At 45.8% G+C, this 23,820-nt stretch carries 22 protein-coding genes and 1 pseudogene; 14 read left to right on the top strand and 9 right to left on the bottom strand.

Annotated features, from left to right (window positions below; all coding sequences use genetic code 11):
* Nucleotides 1-359: pseudogene (locus ACVA6Q_RS17885) on the top strand (response regulator); the annotation flags it as partial.
* On the top strand, nucleotides 356-1,309 hold the full coding sequence (locus ACVA6Q_RS17880; RefSeq protein ID WP_353496474.1) for a sensor domain-containing diguanylate cyclase: 954 nt from the start codon (nucleotides 356-358) through the stop codon (nucleotides 1,307-1,309). The pseudogene ACVA6Q_RS17885 and the gene ACVA6Q_RS17880, both read left to right, overlap by 4 nt.
* A gap of 55 nt (nucleotides 1,310-1,364) precedes the next feature.
* On the opposite strand, the gene ACVA6Q_RS17875 is transcribed toward ACVA6Q_RS17880, so the two are convergent.
* A complete protein-coding gene (locus ACVA6Q_RS17875; RefSeq protein ID WP_446648403.1) occupies nucleotides 1,365-2,567 on the bottom strand; it encodes an MFS transporter in 1,203 nt (400 codons plus the stop codon).
* A gap of 105 nt (nucleotides 2,568-2,672) precedes the next feature.
* A complete protein-coding gene (locus ACVA6Q_RS17870; RefSeq protein WP_446648402.1) occupies nucleotides 2,673-3,812 on the bottom strand; it encodes an acyl-CoA desaturase in 1,140 nt (379 codons plus the stop codon).
* 251 nt (nucleotides 3,813-4,063) lie between these two features.
* Between ACVA6Q_RS17870 and ACVA6Q_RS17865 the strand changes: the two genes are divergently transcribed.
* Nucleotides 4,064-5,437 (top strand): nucleobase:cation symporter-2 family protein, encoded by a 1,374-nt coding sequence (locus ACVA6Q_RS17865; protein WP_446648401.1) that lies wholly within the window; start codon nucleotides 4,064-4,066, stop codon nucleotides 5,435-5,437.
* Between the two features lie 42 nt (nucleotides 5,438-5,479).
* Here the strand turns inward: ACVA6Q_RS17865 and ACVA6Q_RS17860 are convergent, their stop codons facing one another.
* Genes ACVA6Q_RS17860 through ugpB form a run of 5 tightly spaced genes read right to left on the bottom strand, consistent with a single transcriptional unit; the run spans nucleotide 5,480 to nucleotide 10,474 of the window.
* Nucleotides 5,480-6,283: an HAD-IIB family hydrolase gene (locus tag ACVA6Q_RS17860; protein WP_446648400.1), complete on the bottom strand. Its 804-nt coding sequence runs from the start codon at nucleotides 6,281-6,283 to the stop codon at nucleotides 5,480-5,482.
* Nucleotides 6,276-7,379: a sn-glycerol-3-phosphate import ATP-binding protein UgpC gene (locus ACVA6Q_RS17855; protein WP_446648399.1), complete on the bottom strand. Its 1,104-nt coding sequence runs from the start codon at nucleotides 7,377-7,379 to the stop codon at nucleotides 6,276-6,278. Before ACVA6Q_RS17855 ends, ACVA6Q_RS17860 begins: the two co-directional genes overlap by 8 nt.
* Nucleotides 7,380-8,228, bottom strand: coding sequence for a sn-glycerol-3-phosphate ABC transporter permease UgpE (gene ugpE, locus ACVA6Q_RS17850; RefSeq protein WP_446648398.1), 849 nt, complete (start codon nucleotides 8,226-8,228; stop codon nucleotides 7,380-7,382). It lies immediately after the preceding gene.
* On the bottom strand, nucleotides 8,228-9,109 hold the full coding sequence (ugpA, locus tag ACVA6Q_RS17845; RefSeq protein ID WP_446648397.1) for a sn-glycerol-3-phosphate ABC transporter permease UgpA: 882 nt from the start codon (nucleotides 9,107-9,109) through the stop codon (nucleotides 8,228-8,230). Before ugpA ends, ugpE begins: the two co-directional genes overlap by 1 nt.
* A 57-nt stretch (nucleotides 9,110-9,166) precedes the next feature.
* The gene (gene ugpB / locus ACVA6Q_RS17840; protein WP_353496466.1) at nucleotides 9,167-10,474 is read right to left on the bottom strand and encodes a sn-glycerol-3-phosphate ABC transporter substrate-binding protein UgpB; all 1,308 of its coding nucleotides are present in this window, start codon (nucleotides 10,472-10,474) and stop codon (nucleotides 9,167-9,169) included.
* A gap of 244 nt (nucleotides 10,475-10,718) precedes the next feature.
* Here ugpB and ACVA6Q_RS17835 point away from each other — a divergent pair, with 244 nt between their 5' ends.
* Complete coding sequence (locus ACVA6Q_RS17835) at nucleotides 10,719-11,471, top strand: glycerophosphoryl diester phosphodiesterase (RefSeq protein WP_446648396.1); 753 nt, start codon at nucleotides 10,719-10,721, stop codon at nucleotides 11,469-11,471.
* A 30-nt stretch (nucleotides 11,472-11,501) separates the two neighbouring features.
* Nucleotides 11,502-12,251, top strand: coding sequence for a DeoR/GlpR family DNA-binding transcription regulator (locus ACVA6Q_RS17830; RefSeq protein ID WP_446648395.1), 750 nt, complete (start codon nucleotides 11,502-11,504; stop codon nucleotides 12,249-12,251).
* A 6-nt stretch (nucleotides 12,252-12,257) separates the two neighbouring features.
* Here the strand turns inward: ACVA6Q_RS17830 and ACVA6Q_RS17825 are convergent, their stop codons facing one another.
* Nucleotides 12,258-13,403 (bottom strand): HD-GYP domain-containing protein, encoded by a 1,146-nt coding sequence (locus ACVA6Q_RS17825; RefSeq protein ID WP_353496463.1) that lies wholly within the window; start codon nucleotides 13,401-13,403, stop codon nucleotides 12,258-12,260.
* A gap of 227 nt (nucleotides 13,404-13,630) precedes the next feature.
* Here ACVA6Q_RS17825 and ACVA6Q_RS17820 point away from each other — a divergent pair, with 227 nt between their 5' ends.
* The 9 genes from ACVA6Q_RS17820 (at nucleotide 13,631) to ACVA6Q_RS17780 (ending at nucleotide 22,771) form a co-directional block, all read left to right on the top strand.
* A complete protein-coding gene (locus ACVA6Q_RS17820) occupies nucleotides 13,631-14,746 on the top strand; it encodes a PfkB family carbohydrate kinase (protein WP_446648394.1) in 1,116 nt (371 codons plus the stop codon).
* 330 nt (nucleotides 14,747-15,076) lie between these two features.
* Entirely contained in the window at nucleotides 15,077-16,174 is a 1,098-nt protein-coding gene (locus ACVA6Q_RS17815; RefSeq protein WP_446648393.1) for a phosphonoacetaldehyde reductase, read from the top strand.
* Nucleotides 16,175-16,198: 24 nt separating this feature from the next.
* Complete coding sequence (gene phnX / locus ACVA6Q_RS17810; RefSeq protein ID WP_446648392.1) at nucleotides 16,199-17,014, top strand: phosphonoacetaldehyde hydrolase; 816 nt, start codon at nucleotides 16,199-16,201, stop codon at nucleotides 17,012-17,014.
* 20 nt (nucleotides 17,015-17,034) lie between these two features.
* The gene (locus ACVA6Q_RS17805) at nucleotides 17,035-18,180 is read left to right on the top strand and encodes an ABC transporter ATP-binding protein (protein ID WP_446648391.1); all 1,146 of its coding nucleotides are present in this window, start codon (nucleotides 17,035-17,037) and stop codon (nucleotides 18,178-18,180) included.
* A gap of 1 nt (nucleotide 18,181) precedes the next feature.
* Nucleotides 18,182-19,111 (top strand): carbohydrate ABC transporter permease, encoded by a 930-nt coding sequence (locus ACVA6Q_RS17800; RefSeq protein ID WP_446648390.1) that lies wholly within the window; start codon nucleotides 18,182-18,184, stop codon nucleotides 19,109-19,111.
* Entirely contained in the window at nucleotides 19,111-19,938 is an 828-nt protein-coding gene (locus ACVA6Q_RS17795) for a carbohydrate ABC transporter permease (RefSeq protein WP_446648389.1), read from the top strand. Before ACVA6Q_RS17800 ends, ACVA6Q_RS17795 begins: the two co-directional genes overlap by 1 nt.
* A gap of 90 nt (nucleotides 19,939-20,028) precedes the next feature.
* The gene (locus ACVA6Q_RS17790) at nucleotides 20,029-21,264 is read left to right on the top strand and encodes an ABC transporter substrate-binding protein (protein WP_446648388.1); all 1,236 of its coding nucleotides are present in this window, start codon (nucleotides 20,029-20,031) and stop codon (nucleotides 21,262-21,264) included.
* A 61-nt stretch (nucleotides 21,265-21,325) separates the two neighbouring features.
* Nucleotides 21,326-21,946, top strand: a complete 621-nt coding sequence (locus ACVA6Q_RS17785) for an HAD family hydrolase (RefSeq protein WP_446648387.1) — start codon at nucleotides 21,326-21,328, stop codon at nucleotides 21,944-21,946.
* 12 nt (nucleotides 21,947-21,958) lie between these two features.
* The gene (locus ACVA6Q_RS17780; RefSeq protein WP_446648386.1) at nucleotides 21,959-22,771 is read left to right on the top strand and encodes a phosphodiesterase; all 813 of its coding nucleotides are present in this window, start codon (nucleotides 21,959-21,961) and stop codon (nucleotides 22,769-22,771) included.
* Nucleotides 22,772-22,826: 55 nt separating this feature from the next.
* Here the strand turns inward: ACVA6Q_RS17780 and ACVA6Q_RS17775 are convergent, their stop codons facing one another.
* Complete coding sequence (locus ACVA6Q_RS17775; RefSeq protein ID WP_446648385.1) at nucleotides 22,827-23,774, bottom strand: LysR substrate-binding domain-containing protein; 948 nt, start codon at nucleotides 23,772-23,774, stop codon at nucleotides 22,827-22,829.
* Nucleotides 23,775-23,820: the final 46 nt, after the last annotated feature.

The following is a 23,820-nucleotide window of genomic DNA, read 5'->3' as shown; positions in this document are numbered from 1 at the left end:
TTCATGGTGAGGCCTTAGTGTGTATTGAAGGGGACTCGATTAGTCAGGTTGGGGAGCGTCTTGGTTTCTCGGATGGCGATGTTTCAAATGATGAAGTCGTCGTCAATTTAGTGAACGTGCTCGTGTCATCTTTTTTGGTTTCTCTATCTGAGCAGCTGTGCCTGGAGTTTTCGCTTCGTGAGCCACTGAGAATCACCGATTTTAGTCCAGATAATTCGATGTTAAGTGATAACGAGCACGTGTTCACGGTTGAGTACACCTATGATGCTGAAGCGTTAGATCTGTTTTGTTCGGTACTGTTTATGTTTGATGAAGAGTCCGTGGATATCATTCGTCGTCAAATGGAGCTTCTACAATGACAACCATGACCTTAGATCTCTCCGATTTCCATTGGACAATGCAACTACTGGATACTTTGGATGCAGGGCTTGTGGTGATTGATCGTGACTATCGTGTCTGTGCGTGGAATAGCTTTATGCAGAACTACAGCGGTATTCATGCTGAAGCTATTATGGGGAAGAGTCTATTCCACAGTTGTCCAGATTTACCGGAAAGTTGGCTACGTGCAAAGCTAGAGTCCGCAAGTAAACTGAAGACTCGAGGGTTTTCAAACTGGGAAGATAGACCGGTTGTGTTTGAATTCAAAAACTTTTCACCCGTCTCCCAAGGTTTACTGAAAATGTACCAGAACATGGTGATTACTCCGTTGAAATCACCGACCGGCGATGTGACGCACTTTGCGATTATGCTTCAAGACGTAAGCGACGTAGCCAAGAGTAAAATGCACCTAAAGCGCTCAAACGAAAAACTCACCGAGATTGGCCGTACCGATGGCCTAACAGGACTGTTTAATCGCGCTTTTTGGGAAGCCAACTTTGTAGATGAGTTCCACTTGGTCCAGACCACAGGGCAAGTCTCTTCACTGGTGATGTTCGATATCGACCGCTTTAAGAAAGTAAACGACACCTATGGCCATGCGTTAGGCGATAAGGTGATCAAAGAAACCGCCAAACAATTGATGAAAGCTGCTCGCGGTACCGACGTGTGTGGTCGTTACGGCGGTGAAGAATTTGCAGTATTGCTGTCAGGTACCACAGCCGACCAGGCGATGTACTTTGCTGAGCGCCTTAGGAAAAATATTGAGCAGACGCCCGTGGTGCTCTCTGGCAATGAGCTTAATTACACCATTAGTCTGGGTATTACTGAGTGTCGTACCGATGATGCCAATCACCTTCAATGGCTAATGCGAGCCGACAAAGCTCTTTATCAATCTAAAGAGCTTGGCAGAAATAAAACGTCAGTGATTTAAACTAATCATTAGAGTCTAGTTATTAGTGCGTTACTGCCTGAGCGCGAGGAAGCCGCTAAGAATGACTGCTCGTTGCGACAACAGCTTGCTGCTTGCGCCTAAGTCCAATAATGATCAGTGCTAATACTGTAATGACGACACCACTGATCAATAAGAAATTCATTACGCCTAATATGTTTTTCGCATCAATCAGTACTCCTACACAGTAAGTGCCTACCGAAAATCCCAGTGATACTGCAGCGGCCATATAACCTTGTGACGTTGCAGGAGAATAAGGGCTAATTTGATCCGCGAGCGCTGCGATGGAAATGTCATTCCAAGCGCCATTTATGATTGAGAGTAAGATAAGAGAAAGAGGCAGTATCGTTACGACGTGATTGCCATACATTCCCCACATGACAGCTGCAACAAACAGGTTGATAAGAATGGTGACCAGCCAAAGCGCTTGAGAGCCATGCTTTTCCATCCACTTACCCGCTGGCGCCAGAGAAACCAGCGTGACCATGGCTGCTATTGCCATTCCAAATGCACTACTTGCAACGCTGACTCCAAACGCTTGTTCAATGATGACGGGGCCAAGTTCAACCATATTGGAGCCGATAAACATCGACAGTGCAACGCACAAAACGAAGCCAAACCAAATTGCAGCAGATGGCTTACGGGTTTGCGATACTGCTTCTTCGTCATGAGTTAGTTCAAAATTGATGTCAGCAGGTGGAGCAATCGCGATGAGTATGAGCAAAGCAAAATCAAACACAATGAGCGACACAATTTGCACCGTTTGCGACAAACCAAAGTAGTTGAGTGTTCCGACGGATACCCCAGCAATAGCGACACCCAACATTTGGATCTGGAATAGGCGTTTGAGCGCTCGAGTTTGCATCGCCGGTCGAGTATTCAGTTTGAGTGCAAATGTCGGGTTTAGAATAAGAATGAGGTTGCTGCCTAATCCCACCAAAATAGCAATCAGCCAATAATGCCATACAGTCTGACTTGCCCAGAGCAGTAGCAATAGCGCTATGCAGTGGCAGGTAAGGGCGAAGAAGTGCAGTTGCCTGTGCCATGAAAAACGATCAGCCATAGCACCCAGTAGGGGGGCAATTAGTCCAACGAGCCCAAGAATGAGCATCACTTGACCCACTAAAATCGCACTGCCGGTACGAGACAAAATAACTGGGGCGATGATGATCGCGACACCAATCCACTGGACAATGCCCATAGAGGCTTGAGAGAACTGCCAAAGGCTGTTTTTTTGCATAATAATCATGGCTGAAGAATTGAACCACGATTATATAAAAAGGCGAGCACGGGGACGTGCTCGCTCACTGTCAATAAAATTGAAGCCTAATTAAAGGAGCTGTTATTAGCTCAGCACAAGGCGTGGGTTGGAAACAATTTGCTGCCAACGCTTCTTATGCTCTTTTAGGTTTAAATCGAGCTGCTCGAGTCTGACACGCAGAAGTGCTTGCTCATATTTTTCTTTTACGCTGGATTTCGCTGAGTCGATAACCTGGCTTCGCAATTGATCGTATTCCGTCAACTTACTTAGCAGTAACTGAAACTCTTGCTCTAAGGCTGCTTGGAGCTGGTCGGCATTGGGCAAAGTAAATATTTTGTCTTTAGCGTTTGCCATGGTCTGAATTAACCTCGCTTTCTCTATTCGGTATGCTGACACGGTTTTTAGGTTTGAGGTTAGACCTAAGCTCGCGCAAGAACGAATCAACCATTTGGTAGGATCGAATTGCCACCAGCGAATGCCATTGCGGTAGTCGTGCTCGAAAATGTGATGGAAATTGTGGTAACCCTCCCCAAAAGTGAAAAAGGCCAAAATACCATTGTCTCTCGCCGTGTTTTTACTGGTGTATGGTTGAGAGCCCCAGATATGCGCTAGAGAGTTAATAAAAAAGGTGGTGTGGTGACTGAGTACTAAACGTAAAGCGCCAACAATCAACAAAAAGCCCAAAACGTCACCGTACCAAAGCCCTAGGGCTAGAGGGATACCAAAGTTCGTCGCCAGAGCCAGTAATACATAATGCTTGTGTTGCCACATTACAATTGAGTCTTTTTGTAGGTCGCGACAGTTTCTGTAGTCTTCGTAGCGCTCAGCTTGATATTCTCGAAGCATCCAACCTATGTGTGAGTACCAGAAACCGCGCTTGGCAGAATAGGGATCTTTGTCGTTGTTATCGACATGCTTGTGATGAACCCGATGGTCGGAAGACCAATGTAACGCACTGTTTTGTAGCGCAAATGCTCCGCCAATCGCGAAGAGGAGTCTTAGTGAGCGATGAGCTTGATAGGTCTTATGAGACCAAAGGCGATGATAGCCTGCGGTAATTGACATGCCGCAAAATATAAAAGCAATCACGAGCCAAACCCAGTGAGCTGCGCTGTAGCCTTCAACCATGCCGTACCAAATCACACCCACTGTCGCCAAAATAAACGTACCTAGAAATATCGTCACATTTAGCCAAATAACCGGGGGCTTTTTCACCGTATCCATCAACTCTCTCCATTTAAGCTTACAACTGTTCGCTAGAATATCAGCGTACACGTGTAAGTCAAAGAGTAAGATGTTAATTTGTTTGTCGATATTTGCATCAATTGAGAAAAACCATGCAACTTTTCAGTGCATTCTTGGATAGTGATTTTCTGTAACTTACTGACTTTATTGGGTTCACATGCATGGCACGCATATTGCTCACCATACTGTCGTAGGTTTGTATACAATTAAAAATACAGAAAGGAAGTCATATGGAACACGACAAAGGCGATCTCATTTATGGATTGGACGATAAACCGTCAGTCAAAGCCGCAAGCTATGCGGCGCTGCAGCATGTGCTGGCAAGCTTTGTAGGGATTATCACACCGACACTTATTATCGGCGGTGTACTTGGTTTGGGCGAGCACGTTCCTTACTTAATTAGTATGGCGTTGATGGTTTCGGGCGTCGGTACATTTATTCAAGCTAGGCGTATAGGTCCTGTGGGCGCTGGCATGATTTGTGTCCAAGGTACGAGCTTTGCGTTTTTAGGCTCAGTGTTAGGTGCGGGGTTCTTGGTCAAAGCCAATGGTGGTGGCCCTGATGAAATGTTGGCGACGATTTTCGGTGTCTGCTTTTTTGGCGCCTTTGTTGAGATAGTGTTGTCACGATTTATCGACAAACTAAAAATAGTGATTACTCCTGTTGTGACTGGGATTGTGATTACTACGATTGGTATCTACTTGATTAAAGTGGGTGTGACCGACATAGCCGGTGGTGTCGGTGCAGAGGATTTTGGTTCTGCAACCAATCTTCTACTAGGCAGCTTAGTACTAGGCACGATCGTGGCGCTCAATATGAGCCGCAATATTATGGTAAGGCTATCCTCAATTTTAGTTGGACTTCTGGTCGGTTGGTTAGTGGCCTTGATGATTGGAAAAGCATCGATGGTCGATTTTGCCTCTCAACCACTTTTGAGCATTCCGGTTCCGTTTAAATACGGTTTTGCTTTCGATTGGCATGCTTTTGTACCAATTGCGTTTATCTATTTGATCACAGCTATCGAGTCTACCGGGGATTTGACAGCTAACTGCATGTTCTCAAAGCAGCCTATTAGTGGAAGTGGTTATCTGCAGCGCATTAAAGGTGGCGTTTTGGCGGACGGTATCAACTCTTTGATTGCTGCGACATTTAATACCTTCCCGAACACAACATTCAGTCAAAATAATGGCGTGATCCACTTAACCGGGATTGCTAGTCGATACATTGGCTATTTCATTGCTGGGATTTTATTTGTGCTTGGTATGTTCCCTATACTGGGTGCGGTATTGATGACTATTCCTAAACCTGTTCTTGGTGGAGCGACCCTGGTTATGTTTGGCACCGTTGCGGCGGCGGGCATTAAAATCATCGCTAATGAAGAACTCGATAGACGTAAAATTATGACGATTGCTATCTCATTTGGTTTAGGGCTAGGCGTCATGCTAGTTCCAGACTTATTGAAGGAGGCACCTAAATTGGTGCAGACCGTCTTGGGGTCGCCTGTCACTATGTCCGGTATTGCGGCGCTGACAATGGCTGGCTTGCTATCGCTATTTCCCGAATCGGAAAAGTCGCCGAAGCGAGTTGAAGCTTCTGAGGCATAATCTAAAAAGAGACATCCAGCGGGATGTCTCTTTCGTTTCCACCTAGCGAGCGTTGATGAGAATTTTGGCTAACTCGGCAAACCCATAACCCCCGTTACCCGCCGTAACGAAGCTTGGTGGCGTGCTGAGTTTTCCTAGCAAAGGCGTAATGTTGTTTACTCCAAATGTCACCGGCAGCCACTCAAACATGGCTTCATCGTTGAGTGAGTCACCAATATAAGCCACATTAGACAAACTCAAAGTGTCAAAATCTGGCTGTTGCTTTAGATAGCGCTCACTTGATACACGCTTATTGTGCTCTCCAACCCAAACGTTGATGTGAATAGAGCTTTGCGTGGCTTTCACCTTCTGTCCATTCAATGTCAGTTGGCAAATGTCACTGAGTAGTTTTGCTGCAACATCGGCTTCAACAGGTTTGCGATCTTGTCCAAGATTAATGGCGACATCGCAAAAGCGAAAGTCCTGATCACTGGCAAAGCCAATCCCTGGATAGTCACGTAGCAGCTGTGTCAGCTGTTTAATGAGAGCTTGCTGCTGAGCTCGCATCGTGAGCATTGGGCTGAGTGACTGAGTCTGGAACCCAGACTGCTTTTTTTGCATCCAAAAAGCGCCATTTTCGCCAATGACACCGTGAAGCGGCCACAGTTTCGCAATTTGGTCACACCAACCAGCACACGCACCTGTTACGGCGACAACGTTAATGCCTGCTTTTTGCAGTTTCGATAAAGCATCGAGTGATTCTGGCGGGAGTTGCCCCTGCCAAGTCAAAGTATCATCGACATCTGTTAGTAGCCATTGGATCTCTTTTGCCTGAGCGTGAGACAGCGCTGCTAAAGACTTAGGCATTCATAACCTCTTGTTGTTGCGTTTTGCTATCAAAGTGAATGCGTTTTGATGTTTCACTATCAAAAAGATGGATGTGTTCTACATCGATATCAAGGCCAAGTTTGTCGCCAATAGCGATTTTTGAGTGCCCCTCAACACGTACGACAAGTTTTTGAGAGTGCGGGCCAAGTGTTTTGCAATAGAGAAGCAAGTCGGCACCAAGAGCTTCGATGAGCTCAACTTCAACCTGGAACCAAGGATTGTCTTCATTCAGGATTAGATGCTCAGGCCTTAGGCCTAATTTAATATCGCCAAGCCCAAGCGAAGAAGTGTTGATATTCAGCCGCGCGTCATCGAGTTCAATACCTTCAATGGATACATTGGCATCGAAGATGTTCATTGATGGTGAGCCAATGAAGGTTGCCACAAACAGTGAAGCTGGATTGTCGTAGATTTCAAGTGGCGTACCCACCTGTTCGACATTACCTTTGTTCAAAACGACCAGTTTATCAGCAAGCGTCATAGCCTCTACCTGATCATGTGTTACATAAACCGAGGTGGTGCCTAGTCGGCGCTGAAGGCGCTTTATTTCTAAACGCATCTGCACCCGAAGCTTTGCATCCAGGTTTGAAAGCGGCTCATCGAACAAGAAGACTTTTGGTTCGCGAACAATTGCACGCCCCATAGCAACACGCTGCCTTTGACCACCAGAAAGCTGCTTAGGCTTACGATCCAGCAAGCCGTTGAGCTCTAGCATGTCAGCCGCTTCACTGACCAAGCGTTTGATCTCTGCTTTTGGTGTTTTCCGGTTTTTTAGTCCATAGGCCATATTGTCGTATACCGTCATGTGGGGATACAACGCGTAATTTTGAAACACCATCGCGATGTCACGTTCGCCAGGCTCTAGGTCGTTGACGACCTTCTCATCGATCTGCAGCGTACCTGCGCTGATTTCCTCTAGACCGGCAAGCATGCGCAGCAGTGTAGACTTGCCACAGCCACTGGGACCAACCAAAACGACCATTTCGCCGTCTTCAATGTTCAAATTGATGTTTGGGATCGCTTGGTAGCCGTTTGGGTAACATTTAGCGATGTTTGAAAGAGTGAGTGTAGACATTTATTTCTCCGAATCTACCAAGCCTTTGACGAATGCTTTTTGCATTGCAATCACAACGATGACGGGTGGCAACATAGCGATAATGGTGGTTGCCATAATTTTGTTCCATTCGATGACGCCATCAACCACACCAAGCATCTGTTTGATACCCATAACAATGGTGTAGTACTGAGCATCAGTGGTGATGAGTAGTGGCCATAAATACTGATTCCAGCCATAGATGAAAGTAATCACGAACAGAGCTGCGATATTGGTGCGAGAAAGGGGCAGCAAAATATCGAAAAAGAATTTAATCGGCCCGGCACCATCGATTCTCGCCGCTTCAACTAACTCATTGGGAATGGTCATGAAGAACTGGCGAAATAAGAACGTAGCCGTTGCGCTAGCAATCAATGGAATCGTAAGTCCATAGAATGAATTGAGCATGTTGAGGTTAGTGATCACCTCAAAGGTTGGCATGATCCGCACTTCCACTGGCAGCATGAGGGTGAAAAAGATCATCCAAAACGCCACCATTCGACCGCGAAAGCGAAAGAACACGACTGCGTATGCCGACATGATAGAAATAACCAGCTTACCGCAGGTAATGCATAGCGCCATGATCAGCGAGTTGGTTAGCATGTGGGTGATCGGCAACGCGTTATTGTTAAACGAACTTTGGTTACTGAGCAGCTCACCAAACACGCTAAATCCAAGGTCGCCAAACCAAAGAGGTGTACCCGTAGCAAACGCGGTGTTTTCATGTGTCGTTGCCACCAGTGCTATCCATACAGGGAGTGCAATAGAGATGATGCCTAGTGCTAAAATGACGTGGCAAAAAATCGTAAATAGGGGTCTTCTTTCTACCATTAGTACGCCACCTTTTTTTCGACATATTTAAATTGGATCACCGTGAGTAAGGCGACAAGAACCATTAGGATGACCGACTGAGCGGCCGATGAGCCAAGATCTAGCCCGATAAATCCATCGTTGTAGACTTTGTAAACTAAGGTAGACGTGCTGTTACTTGGTCCGCCCTGGGTCATGGCATGAATGATGGCGAACGTATCAAAAAAGGCGTACACAAAATTGACGACCAACAAGAAAAAACTGGTTGGTGAAATCAGTGGGAAACTGATGGTCAGAAATCGCTTCACCGGACCACTACCATCAATAGCTGCCGCTTCATGCAATGACTTTGGCACCGATTGTAGCGCGGCTAAAAAGAACAGAAAGTTGTAACTGATCTGCTTCCAGGTAGATGTAATGACGACCATCCACATCGCGTGAGTGCCATTGAGGGTAGGGTTCCATTGAACGCCAAACCATTTGAGCACGTCGGTAATGACGCCAATCGTCGGATCAAACAGAAACAGCCAAAGTGAGCCGGCAACAACGGGTGCGACGGCGTATGGCCAAATTAAAAAGGTGCGGTACATAGTCGCACCGCGCACGATATGCTCGGCAAATGCAGAGAGAATCAGTGCGCTCACCAAAGCCAAAACAGCGACGCAAATGCTGAACTGTATGGTGGTGAAAAAGGAATCAAGGTAGTAACTGTCGCCTAGCAGTTTGCTAAAATTCTCAAGTCCAACAAACTCTCGACTTATACCGAAGGCGTCTTCTAACTGAGAAGATTGAAATACCGCTTGGCCAGCTGGCCAGATAAAAAACACTAGGGTGATCACCAGCTGAGGCGCAATCAGCGCGTAGGGTAACCATTTATTTTTAAAAATTACTTGTGAAGACATAAACAATACCGACATGCCGCCACTTAAATGAAGTGGCGGCGTAAAAAAGACAACGGGTTATTTCTGTGTGCGCTCGAAGCGACGTAGTTGCTCGTCACCACGACGAACCGCGTTGTTAAGTGCCGATTTTGCCGTGGCTTTGCCTGCCCAAACCGCTTCTAGCTCCTCGTTGATGATGTCACGAGTTTGCAGGAAGTTACCAAAGCGAATGCCTTTCGAGTTGGCTGTTGGTTCAGTCGAGGTCATTTGCACTACAGCCGTGTCCGTGCCAGGGTTCGCTGTGTAGAAACCTTGCTGCTTCGTCAGTTCATAAGCTTGTTGGGTGATAGGTAGGTAGCCGGTAAACTGGTGCCAATCAGCCTGAACTTCTGCACTTGAAAGGTAGCTAAAGAACTTCGCTACGCCCTTGTACTCTTCAGAAGAATGGCCACGGAGTACCCACAGTGACGCACCACCAATGATGGTGTTTTGTGGTTTGGCAATCAGCTCATCATCGTATGGAAGCTGGGCAACACCGACCTCGATGCCTTTCATGTTTTCTTGAATACCCGCTAGACCTGCTGATGAGCCCATGGTCATCGCACACTCTTGGGTGTAGAAAAGTGGCATACCATCAGATTGGCGACCGCCGTATTTATAGATGCCTTCTTTTGACCACTCACCAAGCTTCTCAATGTGTTTTACATAAGGCGCTGCATTGAACTTAAATTCTGTATCGAAGCCGCCAAAACCGTTGTTTTGCGTCGCGACTGGAATGTTGTTACGAGCACCAAAGTTTTCGATTTGAGTCCAAGATTGCCATGTTGTTGTGAAGCCACATTGAGCGCCGGATTCAAGCAGTTTGCGTGACACTTGCTCCATCTCTTTCCAAGTTTTAGGCGCAGAGGTGATCCCGGCTTTCGCGAACATATCCTTGTTGTAGTACATCACAGGCGTTGAGCTATTAAAGGGCATCGATAGCATCTGACCGTCATTGGTGGTGTAGTAGCCTGTCACAGCGGACAGATAATTGTCTGGGTTAAACGGTTCTTTGGTATCTTCCATGAGTTCGTAAACTGGGTAGATTGCCTGTTTCGCACCCATCATGGTCGCTGTACCCACTTCAAACACCTGAACAATGGCTGGTTGCTCTTTTGCTCGGAAAGCGGCGATCGCGCTGGTCATGGTTTCTGCGTAGCTACCTTTGTAAACCGGTTTGATCTCGTATTCGTCTTGGCTTGCATTGAAATCCGCAGCAATATCATTGACTTTTTGACCCAGGGCGCCGCCCATAGCGTGCCACCACTCAACCTCAGTTTTTGCTTGAGCACCTGTGCTCATTAGCGCCACTGCCACCGCCATTCCTGTGAGGTGTTTAATAGACATATTGTTTCCCTTAAATGTGAAAATGTTGGTTTTCAGTTCAAAAGCAGACGTTCACTTGGTGTAGAGCCACTGCTTTAAAATGTTCAAGTGAAAGTTAAACTGAGCAAATGACGATTGGGTGACAGTTAAATGAACTTATTTGAAACATTTTATGGCCATGGAAACGCAATAAAACGGCAATAATAGTGTCACGGAGAGTTGCAATCCTTTCATTTGAATGCAAATGAAAATGGTAAAGGAATCAATGAAAATCACAGCGCATCGTGGCGTCTCTAGCCTCGCACCAGAAAATACGTTAGCCGCTTTTGAACAGGCGGCTCTGTTAGGGCTAGAATGGATTGAGATTGATGTTCAGCTTAGTCAAGATAAGGTGCCAGTCGTTATCCATGATCGTACCGTAAACCGTTGCACTAATGGTCGTGGTCGCGTCGCTGATATGAGTGTTCAGGCGCTAAAAGCCTTAGATGCTGGCCTATGGTTTGGTGATGCCTATGAAGGTGAGAGCATTCCAACATTAGCTGAGACCCTATTGTTGGCGCAAAGACATGGTTTGACGGTCAATGTTGAGCTAAAGCATTATGAAGGTGATGATATTGAGCTTTTGTGTCAGCAAGTTAAGTTGGTTATGACCGAGCTAGGTATTGCCACAGAGCAGGTGCTATTCTCTAGTTTTAGTACGCAGGCGCTGACGGTTATGCAGCGCATTATGCCGTCCATACGCCGTGGGCAACTGTGGCAACAAATACCGGACAACGCGCTAGCTATTCTCGATAAATTAGATGCTTACAGCGTACATTGCGACTTTCACTTTCTCGATGAGAAAACGGCTCGATGGATAAAATCAGCGGGCTACCAGCTCTATTGTTACACGCCGAATCATCCGGTGTTGGTTGAATCATTTTGGGGGTGGGGTGTGGATATGATGATAAGCGACGTGCCTCAGGATTATCAAAGACAGTCATCAGCATCAAAACCGCAAGATTTAGTTGATGCCTAATGTGAAATAGAGGAGTAGGTAACGACCATCATGCACCATCTCAGTTTGCGACAAAAAAGTATTATTGACCTGATACATACTCAAGAATATTGCACCATAGAGGCGCTTTCGAGCCACTTTGATGTTACGACTCAGACTATTCGTCGTGATATTAATGAGCTTTGCAGCCTCGGCCTTGCTCGTCGTCATCATGGTGGAGTAGGTTTGCCGACCACGCTAAGCAATCGCAGCTTTACCTCACGTAGTGCAACCAACTTGACGGAAAAACAGCAGATTGCCAAACAGGTAGTTACCAATATCCCTGATGGCTGCACGCTGTTTTTAGGCATCGGTACTACGATAGCAGCGATTGCAGAGCATTTAAGTGGCCACAAGCATCTTCGCGTTGTCACCAATAACTATCAGGCTGCGCATATCTTGGCGCAGTTTGAACAGGTGGAAACCTGGATTGCTGGTGGACGAATGCGCACCAATGATGGCGATGTGGTCGGGGAGTATGTTGCCAACTTTTTCGGGCAGTTCTCTGCTGATATTGGAATTGTATGCTGCGCGGCGGTGAATCTTGCGTCGAGCGTTACGGAGCAACCGGTTTTGGAGCCTCAAAAAGAAGAGTTTGCTTTGGAGCATGAGCTTCGCGAGGCGGCGATCAGTCAAGCGATTTTGGCAGGTTCGCAGCAAAGGTGGCTGGTTGCTAACAGCACAAAGTGGCAAAGCAAAGCGAGCGCTCGCGTTGCCCCTTTATCCTATTTTGACCGAGTGTATGGTCGCCCTGCCGGGTAGCATGACTTACTTAGCCAGATGAGCTTCTGACTCTGGCTGCGGTGGAAACGTATGATAGATCGCCTTGAATCGCTCTAGGTTGCTAAGCAGTGTTTCTACCAACAATGGATCAAACGCGGTGCCCGCTTGTTCAGCAAGATAATGCTGGGTGTCTTCAAGGCTCCATGCCTGCTTATAGGTGCGTTTGCTCAGCAGGGCATCAAACACATCGGCAATGGTGATGATCCTAGCCTCTAACGGAATATCAATCCCGCCAATCTTGGTGGGATAACCCACTCCGTCAAAGCGTTCATGATGGAAATAGATAATGTTCTTCAAGAAAGAGACTTCAGCACTGGACGCACTGACCACGTCAATGTTTTCGATGACCTCGTCGATAATGTCTACCCCGTAATCAACATGTTTGTTCATGATGGCACGCTCATCTGGAGTGTAGCGGTTGGGGCTAAACAGAATGTGGTCAGGGATCCGGTATTTGCCGATATCGTGAAAAGGTGAGTAAAGCTCTATCCACTGAATAAATCGATGATCGACGGGCAGCTTGTGAGCGAGAAGTTCGGCGAGAAGCTTGCTGTACTGGCTCATCCGCTGCAGGTGATCCGCTGTTTCTGGATCACGTTTGTGGCTTATCTTTAATGCTAGCTTCAAAGCTTGGACGAACATTTGGTGCTTGTAACGGTCGTGGCAAAGCAGGCTTATGATGACCTCTCGAATAAACAAAAGGTCTGAGTGCAAAGCGCCATCGCTGAAGTAATCTACTTGGGTTGAATTTAGAAAGAGTACTGCACCGAATCCGCTCTCTATGTTTAACCCCATGGTAAAACTGCTTCGGTGACCAAGTTCGATAAGGCGTTTATTTTGGGTGTTTGGCTTTAGCTCATAAAGATCGTCGACCACCCTAATTTCCTGATTCTCGATTATTTTAATCAAAGGAGCGCAGCGCTCCGAATGCATTGAGATAACGTCGAACTTGTCGGAATCATCTTGAAAGTCGATGACGTGGAAGTTCTCTAGGTGATCCGCAGACGTCACTGAGAGACACAATCTCGATAGATGCGGGTACTTGGTTCTTAGGGTGTGAAACAGATCATCAATACCGTTGCGGCAACTCAACGCTCTGTTCGTGCTGGCAATACAATCTATATAGTCCATACATTATTATCATTAGTTTTAATATGGTTACTCAATAGTAGCGAGTGTGAGTGGATTCCCACAAGTGATCGGTTTCACAGCTATGGATGCAATTGCGTGAATATCTGTGGTATTGATGCAATACCCAATGGGAAAAGATTGCCTATTTATAAGTAAGGCGTTGATTCCGTTTGTGTTCGAGAGTAATAATATGCAAACAAATGTTTATATAATCGGACAAGTGTCTAATGACTGAGCGCGAACAACAAATACTAGAATTAATCAAGCTTGATCCCATGATTGCTCAGAGTACTTTAGCTGATATGCTCAACATCAGTCGAAGTGCCGTAGCGGGGCATATCATGAACTTGACGAGAAAAGGGTTCATACAAGGTAAAGGGTATTTGATTGCCCCTGATCGTTTTGCTGTTGTAATTGGTGGCGCGAATATGGATTTATGTGGCCGCGCTACCTCGGAATTAGTGATGGGAAGCTCCAATCCCGGCGCTTTAACGGCGGGGGCGGGTGGTGTTGGACGTAATATTGCAGAGCACCTAGCGCGTCTTGGCAGCAAAGTGGAGTTGATTAGTGCTGTGGGCGATGACTTATGGGGGGAGCAACTGCTGGATTCTTGCCGCGATGTTGACGTTGGTATAGAGCATTGTTTAGTGGCACCCAATAGAGCAACCAGCAGTTATCTCTCCATTCAAGGGCCTGATGGTAAGCTGCAATTGGCTCTTAACGATATGTCGCTCTTTGATGAGCTCAATGCGCAGCAACTCGCAAAGCGAGCACCATTATTGAACCGCGCTACTGCCATCGCTATCGACACAAACCTAAGTGAATCAGCACTGGAATACCTATTCCAAACTCAAGCCTCAAAGCCCATCTTTGTGGATCCGGTTTCGGTATTAAAAGTGCAGAAAATCAAACCTTATTTGTCGTGTATTCATACACTAAAGCTCAACCTCGCAGAAGCTGCGCAGCTGTCAGGTGAAAGTATATCTAAACGCAGCGACATACCTAAAACAGCACGATGCCTTCATGATGTGGGCGTACATCAAGTGGTAATTAGTTTGGACGAGAATGGCGCCTATGCAAGTCGAGATAAAAAAGGGCACTTTTATGCTCGCGATGGTGCTACAACCAACTTACCGGTCGAGCAACATGAAGGGCTGTTGTCCGGTCTCATTCATGGCTGTCTACAAAGCTTAACTTGGCAGCATTCGATGGAATCTGCACTAGTCGCAGGTGGACTCGCTCACCAACAAACCTTTGCGTCTACCGCGCGAAAGGGGCGTAATACTGGTTCGTCGCGATTTTCTACTACGAGCTCAAGAGATACGGATATAGAGTTGTACTAGAGTAAAAAACAAACTTTAATCTAGCGTCTCTCGTAGGAAAACCATATGTCGGCTGCACACCTGAGCGCAGCCAAATACAGCTTCTACTCACCAATCTATTTAAAGCAGGCGACCTAGTCTATGAACATTTGCCAACTAGGCCTGAATGGTGTGGCCTGACGCGTCTACTATCAATTTCATTCGTATGACAATCTTATGATGCTTTAGTGACGATAAACTCTACAGAGCCTAATCCTAATTAGACTTTATCTAGTTATATGAAATCTAGATTCAATATTTCTACTTCAAAATGCCTCACATCAAACAATATTAAGAAGTTCGGTAGTTAAGATGTGGCGTTTTAAAAATCCTGTTGAAATCGTGAGTGGTCACGAAGCATTAAACTCCTTGAAAGAACGAGTAGGCGGTCGAGCTTATTCGATTGTTACTTATTCCAATGATATTTTTTCCAGCTACACCCGTGAAGTTATTGAAGCTGTGGGGCACGACCCTATTAGCATTATCGATGGCGTGGTTGAAAATCCACATTTTTCGAATCTTCGTGGCCTATGCCAGCAGTTGAGCGAGCAAGGTGAGCAAACGCAAGTATTTGTGGCTTTGGGTGGTGGTTCTGTAATGGATACTGCGAAAGTGCTCGCTGCCAGCGGTGGTGACTTCGAGACCGTCGAGGCGTTCTTAAAAGGTAAGGCTGATGCACAAAACCTCAGTATCAAGGAAATCATCGCGGTACCGACGACGGCAGGCACAGGAAGTGAAGTCACACATTGGGGAACCGTTTGGGATCCAGAAAACGACGCAAAATACTCGCTATCTGATACTCGGCTCTATCCGAGCGCAGCAATTGTACACGCGCCTTTTACTTCTCAGTTACCAGTATCCATAACCATTAGCACGGCGCTAGATGCGTTATCGCATGCGTTGGAAAGTCTATGGAACAAAAACCGCAATCCAATTAGCGCAATGTTCGCTGTAACTGCCAGCAGAGCCATTATCGAAACCTTGCCGCTATTGGTGCAAGACCCAACCAGTTTAGCGCTTCGCACCAAGATCCAAGAGGCGGCGTTGATGGCGGGCTTAGCATTCTCCAATACCAAAACCTCTATTGCTCACAACATGTCTTATGCCGTAACCCTTGATAAAGGTGTTGTTCATGGTATCGCGTGCAGTTTTACGCTACCGGCGATTATTGCAGCGGTTGATCGCAACGACCATGAACTTATCGGCTATATCACCACTATTTTCAATTCCAGTATTGAGCAAGCTAGCCAACATATGGCGGCTTTCCTGGAGGCTCTGGATGTAAAGGTTTCTCCAAATGCCTACGGCTATACCCATGAAGAATGGCAAGCGTTGGTAAGAGACGCCGCACAGGGTCAAAGAGGGCAGAACTTTTCGGGCAATGTAGAGCAGTTAATTTCTCAGTTTTAATCAAAACAATCAGTAGGTTTAGAAATGAATAAAGTAGAAGCCGTCATTTTTGACTGGGCGGGAACCACCGTGGATTTTGGTTCTTTTGCGCCAACCACCATTTTCGTTGAAGCGTTTAAGCAAGCCTTCGATTTTGACATCTCATTAGAGGAAGCAAGAGGCCCGATGGGGATGGGTAAATGGGATCACATTCGAACCTTGGGTAATGATCCTAAGATTTCTCAGCGTTGGGTGGATCAGTTTGGGTCATCAATGACCGACGAGCAGGTCACGCAAATCTATAACACATTTATGCCGCTTCAGATTGAGAAAGTGAAGCAGCCTGAACACGCAAGCTTAATCCCTGGAGTAAAAGAGACACTGAGCTTTCTTCAAGAACAAGAGGTGAAGATTGGTTCTTGCTCGGGATATCCGCGCCCAGTAATGGATGCACTTGTAGAAGCTGCAAGCGACCTTGGCTATAACCCAGAATGCGTTGTTGCTAGTGATGACTTAAAGGCGGGTAGTCGACCAGGCCCATGGATGGCATTGCAGAATGTGATTGAGTTAGGCATTAAAAATGTCTCTCACTGCGTCAAAGTTGATGATGCGGTGCCTGGTATTGAAGAAGGGCTAAACGCTGGAATGTGGACCGTTGGGTTGGCTCTTTCTGGTAATGAAGCAGGGTTCACGCTCGAAGAATTTTTGCAGGCATCGGACGAAGAGAAAGCTCATGCTCGCCAACGTGCGAGTAGCAAGATGAAGGGTGCGAATGCGCACTATGTCATCGATACCATTGCAGATCTTCCTGCAGTTATTACCGACATCAATCGCCGCATGGCTGATGGCGAACGTCCTTAACCTAAATAAAGACTAACATCATGGCAGATATTCAGCTTTCAAATATTAAGAAATCGTTTGGCCAAACCGAGATCCTCAAAGGTATCAATTTAGATATCAAAGATGGTGAGTTTATGACCTTGGTTGGTGCTTCAGGCAGCGGTAAATCAACACTTCTACGTATTATTTCAGGATTAGAAGAGCAATCTTCCGGCACCATTCGAATTGGTGGCACTGATATTTCCGATAAGCGACCTAAAGAGCGAGATCTCGCCATGGTGTTTCAGTCTTATGCGTTGTACCCGCATTTATCGGTTAAAGACAATATGCGCGTACCGCTGAGAATGCGCACGCCACTATGGCAAAGGGTGCCACTGGCAACGTTACTTTCCCAAGATACTAAACATGCGCTTGCTGCGATTGATTCGAGAGTAGAGGAGGTTGCGGCGCAGTTACATATCGAGCATCTCCTTGATCGAAAACCGAGTGAGTTGTCTGGTGGTCAATGTCAGCGCGTTGCGCTAGGGCGAGCAATGGTTCGCGAACCTTCAGCATTTTTGATGGATGAGCCTTTATCAAATCTTGATGCCAAGCTTCGTGTACATATGAGGGGGGAATTGACCCAGCTTCATCGAGAAATTGGCACAACGTTTGTCTACGTCACACATGACCAAGTGGAAGCGATGACGATGTCGGATCGGATTGCACTTCTAGTGGAAGGTGAGCTTATCCAGGTGGATACACCAAACAATATGTACAACAACCCTAACCATTTAAAAGTTGCTGAGTTTATCGGTAGCCCAAAGATCAACACGATTCCAGCTTTAGTCGATGATGAAGGCAATATCTTATTTGATGGTCAAGAGTTAAGTGGCATTAAGCTCAACGCAACGACCTGTGATGCGCCAATTACCATTGCGGTGCGCTCTGAAGATATTCGAATATGTTCAAGTAACAACATGCCTGCGGTTATCACCCATATCGAAAATATGGGAGGTGAAAAAATCATCTTTGCAAGTGCTGCATGGGCGAACGGAAGCATAGCAATTAAATTGACAGCCGATGAGTCAAAAGGCTTTTCTCAAGGTGACAACATTCACCTAGAAGTCGCTCCTGACAAGCTTATGTTTTTCAATCGACATGGGCAGCGCATTCAAAAGATCGACATCATGATGGAGGCGGCCTGATATGTCTCAAGATATTGCTATGAAGCTGCCTAAGCGTATCACTACGAAGAAAACGCTTGGGCAGGTTCGAGAGCAAAACACTGCATGGTTGCTTACTCTGCCGGCCATTCTGCTGATGGTGCTATTTCTGATAGGCCCCATTGTGGCGATTGTCATTTTGTCCTTCACGGATTGGCAATTGGGTATGACCACATTTTCATGGGTAGGCTTAGATAACTATATTGAGCTTAAAAACGATAGTGCGTTTTGGCAGGCCTTAAAGAACACCTTGTTGTACGTTTCCATTGTACTGCCTTTCTCTGTGGTTGGTGGACTCGCTATTGCGATTCTTATTGAAGCTCGTCCGAGTGGAAGAGGCGCGTATCGTACCGCTTTCTTCTTGCCCGTAATGGGGACGCTAATCGCTATGTCTATCGTTTGGGAGTACATCTTACAACCAGACTTTGGCTTGCTGAACATGATGTTGGATAAGCTTGGGGTCGATGGCAAAAACTGGCTCAACGACCCAGACACTGTGGTTTATGTGCTTGCAGGAATCGGTATCTGGCATCAACTCGGCTACAACATGGTGCTGTTCATGTCCGGTTTGATGGCCATACCGCGCCACCTCTATGAGGCTGCCGAGATGGATGGTGTGCCAAATGGATGGTCTCGATTTAGCTTAATCACTTGGCCGATGTTAGGGCCGGTCACTCTGTTTGTTCTTGTTATCTCGGCAATTAAGGCGTTTCAAGTTTTCGATACTGTTGAAGTGCTCACTCAGGGTGGACCTGGAAAAAGCTCGGAAGTCCTACTGCACTTGATGTATGTGGAAGGATTCCAGTTCTTCCGTACAAGTTATGCCGCTGCTATCACTGTGATTTTCTTGTTCATTGTCTTGCTCATCACGGTAATCAAGATGCGTTTCATGGAAAAGAAGGTGCATTACTAATGAAGAGAATTGACTTATTTGGCTTATTTCGCCACGTGACGCTAATTGCTTTAGCAGCCCTATTTCTTCTTCCTTTTGTTTGGATGGTTCTCACGTCGTTCAAGCCAGAAGATGAGATTTTTGTTAACGAAATCAGGTTGATTCCAGAGCGGTTCGCCGCTTATGAGAACTACTCGATTGCGTTTTCTGAGACGCCATTAGTTCGCTTCATGTTAAACGGCGTGATCGTCACCGTCGCCATTTTTCTGAGCCAAATAGCGATAGCAGTCCCAGCGTCTTATGCATTGGCCAAGTTAAATTTCAAAGGTAAACAGGTTGTCTTTATTGCGATTCTGGCATGCCTGATGATCCCACCTCAAGCGGTTTCCATCCCTTGGTATCTATTGATGTACAAGTTTGGTTGGCTGAACAGTTATGAAGCGCTTATTGCCCCATTTTCTATTTCGGTATTTGGCATCTTTCTGATGAGACAGTTTTTTAACTCAGTGCCGGACGATTTGATTTCTGCTGCTCGCCTAGATGGGTTTAGTGAATTTGGAATCATTTGGCGAATCATGGTTCCTACGGCGATTCCAGCACTGATTGCCTTCGGGATTTTCTCAATCGTGGCTCACTGGAATGATTACTTTTGGCCGTTAATTGTCGCGAACAGCCAAGATATTTACACCCCGCCACTTGGTGTTGTTGCATTCAAGAGTGACGAAGCAGGGGACAGTTACGGCCCGCTTATGGCTGCGGCAACTGTCATTGTTGCACCCCTCATTATTGCCTACTTGTGTGCTCAAAAGCGGTTCATTGAAGGCATCACGATGTCTGGAATGAAATAACAAATTTTTAAACAGGAGCCTTTAATTTTAAGGGCTCTTCAAACCCTAAATAATCAACACGCATTAAAAGATAAATGAATGGAGTTTAAAATGCGCCTTAGAATCTCTACTTTTGCAGCGATGCTACTATCAGCATCGGCCTTTGCTCAAACAACGTTAGTCGTTCAATATCCTTATGGCGAGCTTTTTGATGGGCTACAACGTCAACTAGCTGAAGACTTTCAAAAAGAGAACCCAGACATCAAAATTGAGTTTCGTTCTAACTACGAAAACTATGAAGATGCGACTCAGAAAGTCATGCGAGAAGCGATTACTAATCAACTACCTGATGTTAGCTTTCAAGGTTTGAACCGAGTCCTTCCGCTTTACGAGCGCAATATCGCAGTACCTTTGGATCAGTTCATTACAGCAGAAGATAGATCTGAAAATGGATTTGATGACTCAATGATGTCACCAAGCCGTTTTGATGGCAAAACCTATGGCCTGCCTTTCGCAGTTTCAATGCCAATTGTGTATTTCAATGCGGACTTAGTCGAGAAAGCGACGGGCAGTTCTACGCTGCCGGATTCGTGGGAAGATATCTTTGCAGTAGCAGCCAAGATCAATGCTTTGGAAGGCAATGAACAAGGTTTTTATTATGACTGGAACATCACAGGTAACTGGCTTTGGTTGTCGCTGGTTATGTCACAAGGGGGCGATATCCTAAAAGATGGCAAAGTGGCGTTTGATGGTGAAGAAGGGCAGTGGGCGATTAATAAACTGGCTCAGATGCACAATCAAGCTGAAATGCCAGACTACCAGCGTAGAAGTGCAGAGCGCTCATTCAGTGCAGGTAATATTGGTATCTACGTTACATCGACTTCAAACCTTGGCATGTTTGAGCGCGCGATTGGTGAACGATTTGAACTAAAAACCACACAGTTCCCTGAAGTAGCTGAAAATGGCAGTTTACCTGTGGGTGGCAATGCTGTGGTCATGCTGGCGAAAGATAAGAAACAGCAAGTGGCGGCGTGGAAGTATATCAAATATATTACCGGCCCTGTTGGAAACCAACAGATTCCCCACTTTACCGGATATATGCCACCAAACCAGGTCGCAAACGCGAAGTTAGGTAGCTTTTACGAGGATCGCCCAAACCATAAAACAGCGGTCACGTCTCTGCCATGGATGGATACTTGGGTTTCTTTCCCAGGGGCAAACGGCTTGAAAATCACAGATGTGATTTCAGATGAGTTGCATTCTGTTGTTTCTGGCCGTCGTGCAGACGGGAGCGAGCCTAATCAGGTACTCGAAGAAATGACAGAAAAAGTAAACAACTATCTATAGAACTGCAAAGGAAGCTCCCAGCCCAGTGCTGGGAGCAATTCATCATTAGGTAAATGAATTAATGGTTATTTTTGACTTTGACGGTGTGATTTGCGACAGCCTAAAGCTGTGCCGTGATGCATGTCAATTCGCTGCTAAGCAACAAAACTCCTTGGTGATTCTTGAGACCAATCCGTTTCGTTATCTTGACCCGGTCACGTTTGAAGCGGTTGCACAGGAACTAGGGTTGAATGAAAAGACTTTTTCACGTGATGTCGCCAGTTATCTCTACGAGTACGGCGAACAAGCTCCGTTTTTCTTTGGTATTTCTCAAGCGATAGAAACCATCGCCGCCAGTCATAAACTATTTATCGTCAGTGCCAGCCACAGTGACGTGATCAGAAAACAGCTTCAGCGACATAAACTGCTCTCAAGCTTTGATGGGATTTTGGGCGGTGATATAGACGGGAGTAAAAAGGAAAAAATCCAACAACTGCAAACCACGTGTAAAACCAAGGCGATCATGCTGGGAGACAGCATTAGTGATATTAAAGCGGCTAATGAAAGTGATGCTCTATCAATCGCCGTTACGTGGGGCTGGCAGCCTCAAGGTTATATAGAGAAGCAGAACCCAACATTGGTGGTTCACCATACTTACGACATAGCGAAAGCAGTTATATCGCTTGAATCTCAACTAAAATAGACCCTACTGACTATGAAAATTATCCATCTTACTGATACACATTTTGGTTACACAGGACAGAAAATTTATCAGCGCTCTCCTCAACCTGCTTTAACTAAAGCGGTGGAGAGCATTAATCGAGAACACAGTGATGCTGAAATGGTCGTGATAACGGGCGACCTTGCTCATGCTGGACACCCAGAAGCGTATACCAATTTGCAAAGCACCTTATCTAAGCTCGTTATCCCGTATCACCTTGTTATTGGCAACCATGACCATCGTCCAACGCTGGCTGAAACCTTTAGCAATTTTGAATTCGACGAAAATGGATTTGCACAAAAGGTGATTCAAACAGAGCGTGGGGTGTTTATTCTTCTTGATACAGTGAAAGAGGGAACACACGCAGGGACTTACTGTGAGCAACGCTTTCAATGGTTGAAGCAGCAGATTGATAGCGCCAACGGCCAACCTGTTTATCTATTTATGCACCATGCTCCGTTTGATACTGGTATTCCAGCAATGGATGCGATTAGCCTCGACAAGGCTCATGGTGAGCAGTTGGGTAATCTCTTAACTCAACACTCTAATATTAAACATCTGTTTTTTGGTCATTACCACCGCCCAATTGCAGGGCAATGGCGCGGCATTGCTTTTTCAACACTACGCAGCATGAACCATCAGGTAAGGTTAGATCTTAACGATGAGGTAATGATTCAAGGGAACTTTGAAGAGCCTCAATATTGTGTCGTGCTATTGGAAAGCGATCGCACGGTGATTCATTATCATGATTACATGCATGAGTCTGAAGAGTTCGAGATCGGCAGTCCGCTTGAGGCTCATGTCTAGGCCTTCGTTTGATCATTTCTGTGCGCAGAACGAACTAAATCGCTCTGCGCATTTATTATTGGAGCGGTTGCTTTAAATGTTTCTCTGTACATTGCAGAAAGGCTTGAATTAGCCGACTACCCAACCTCTCATTGGAAACGACGAAACTATATTTCATTGAAAGATCGACATTTCTAAATTGCTTGGCGACAATCTTCTCATCATGGTTATGCTCATGGTCCGTGACCACGCCAATTCCCAGCCCTTGGATAACACCCTCGCGGATAGCTTCTCTACTGCCTATTTCAACACGGGATAAAGGCTCTATTTCTCGTTTTCGCATTTCGGTTTCAAAAATATCCTGAGTGATAGACCCTTTTTCACGGCAAAGAAGTATCTCTCCTTTGATGTCTTCGGCATTTAAGAATTCATTCCTCGAGAGTGGATTGTCTTTCGGTATGATGGCAATAATCTGATCTTCTTTGCAGAGAAAGCTACTGAACCCTGGAGTCGGCGAGTTGTGAACAAATAATCCGATATCGACTTCACCGGCTTGCAGTAAGTGAAGGGCATTTCTATTTGAACCATAAATCACCTTAACTTTGATTTTTGGATATTTAGCGATAAAGGTCTTTAATGCTTGAGTGACATAGTAGGGGCTTACCGCCGCTATCGTTAGTGTTCCATGTATCAGCTTGCCGTGAGATTGCATGAACTCATCAATCTCTTTCACACCATTAATGACCGAACGGCAAAGAGGCATCAGTTGCAAACCTAAATCCGTTAGCCGGTTGTTGTTTCTTCCTCTGGTGAATAGCTTTGCGTTGTATTGCTGCTCAAGCTCGCCAACTTGTTTGATGATCGTAGGCTGCGACAAGCCTAAGTTCTCAGCAGCTTGCTTGAAACTTCGTGAACGTCCTACTTCATAGAAAGATTTTAGTAATGAGAGGGTTGGAGTTGGTTTTTTTGTTGTCATACGTTTGAGAAGATAACATAAATTGACACTTTTATCAGTGACAATCATATTCAACCTGGTTGCTTAGAAGGCCTGAAAATTAACTCTTCATTGT

The sequence above is a fragment of the Vibrio sp. DNB22_10_4 genome (assembly GCF_052879755.1).
The sequence above is the reverse complement of the archived record's forward strand: the minus strand, read 5'-3'. Positions and strand labels throughout refer to the sequence as shown.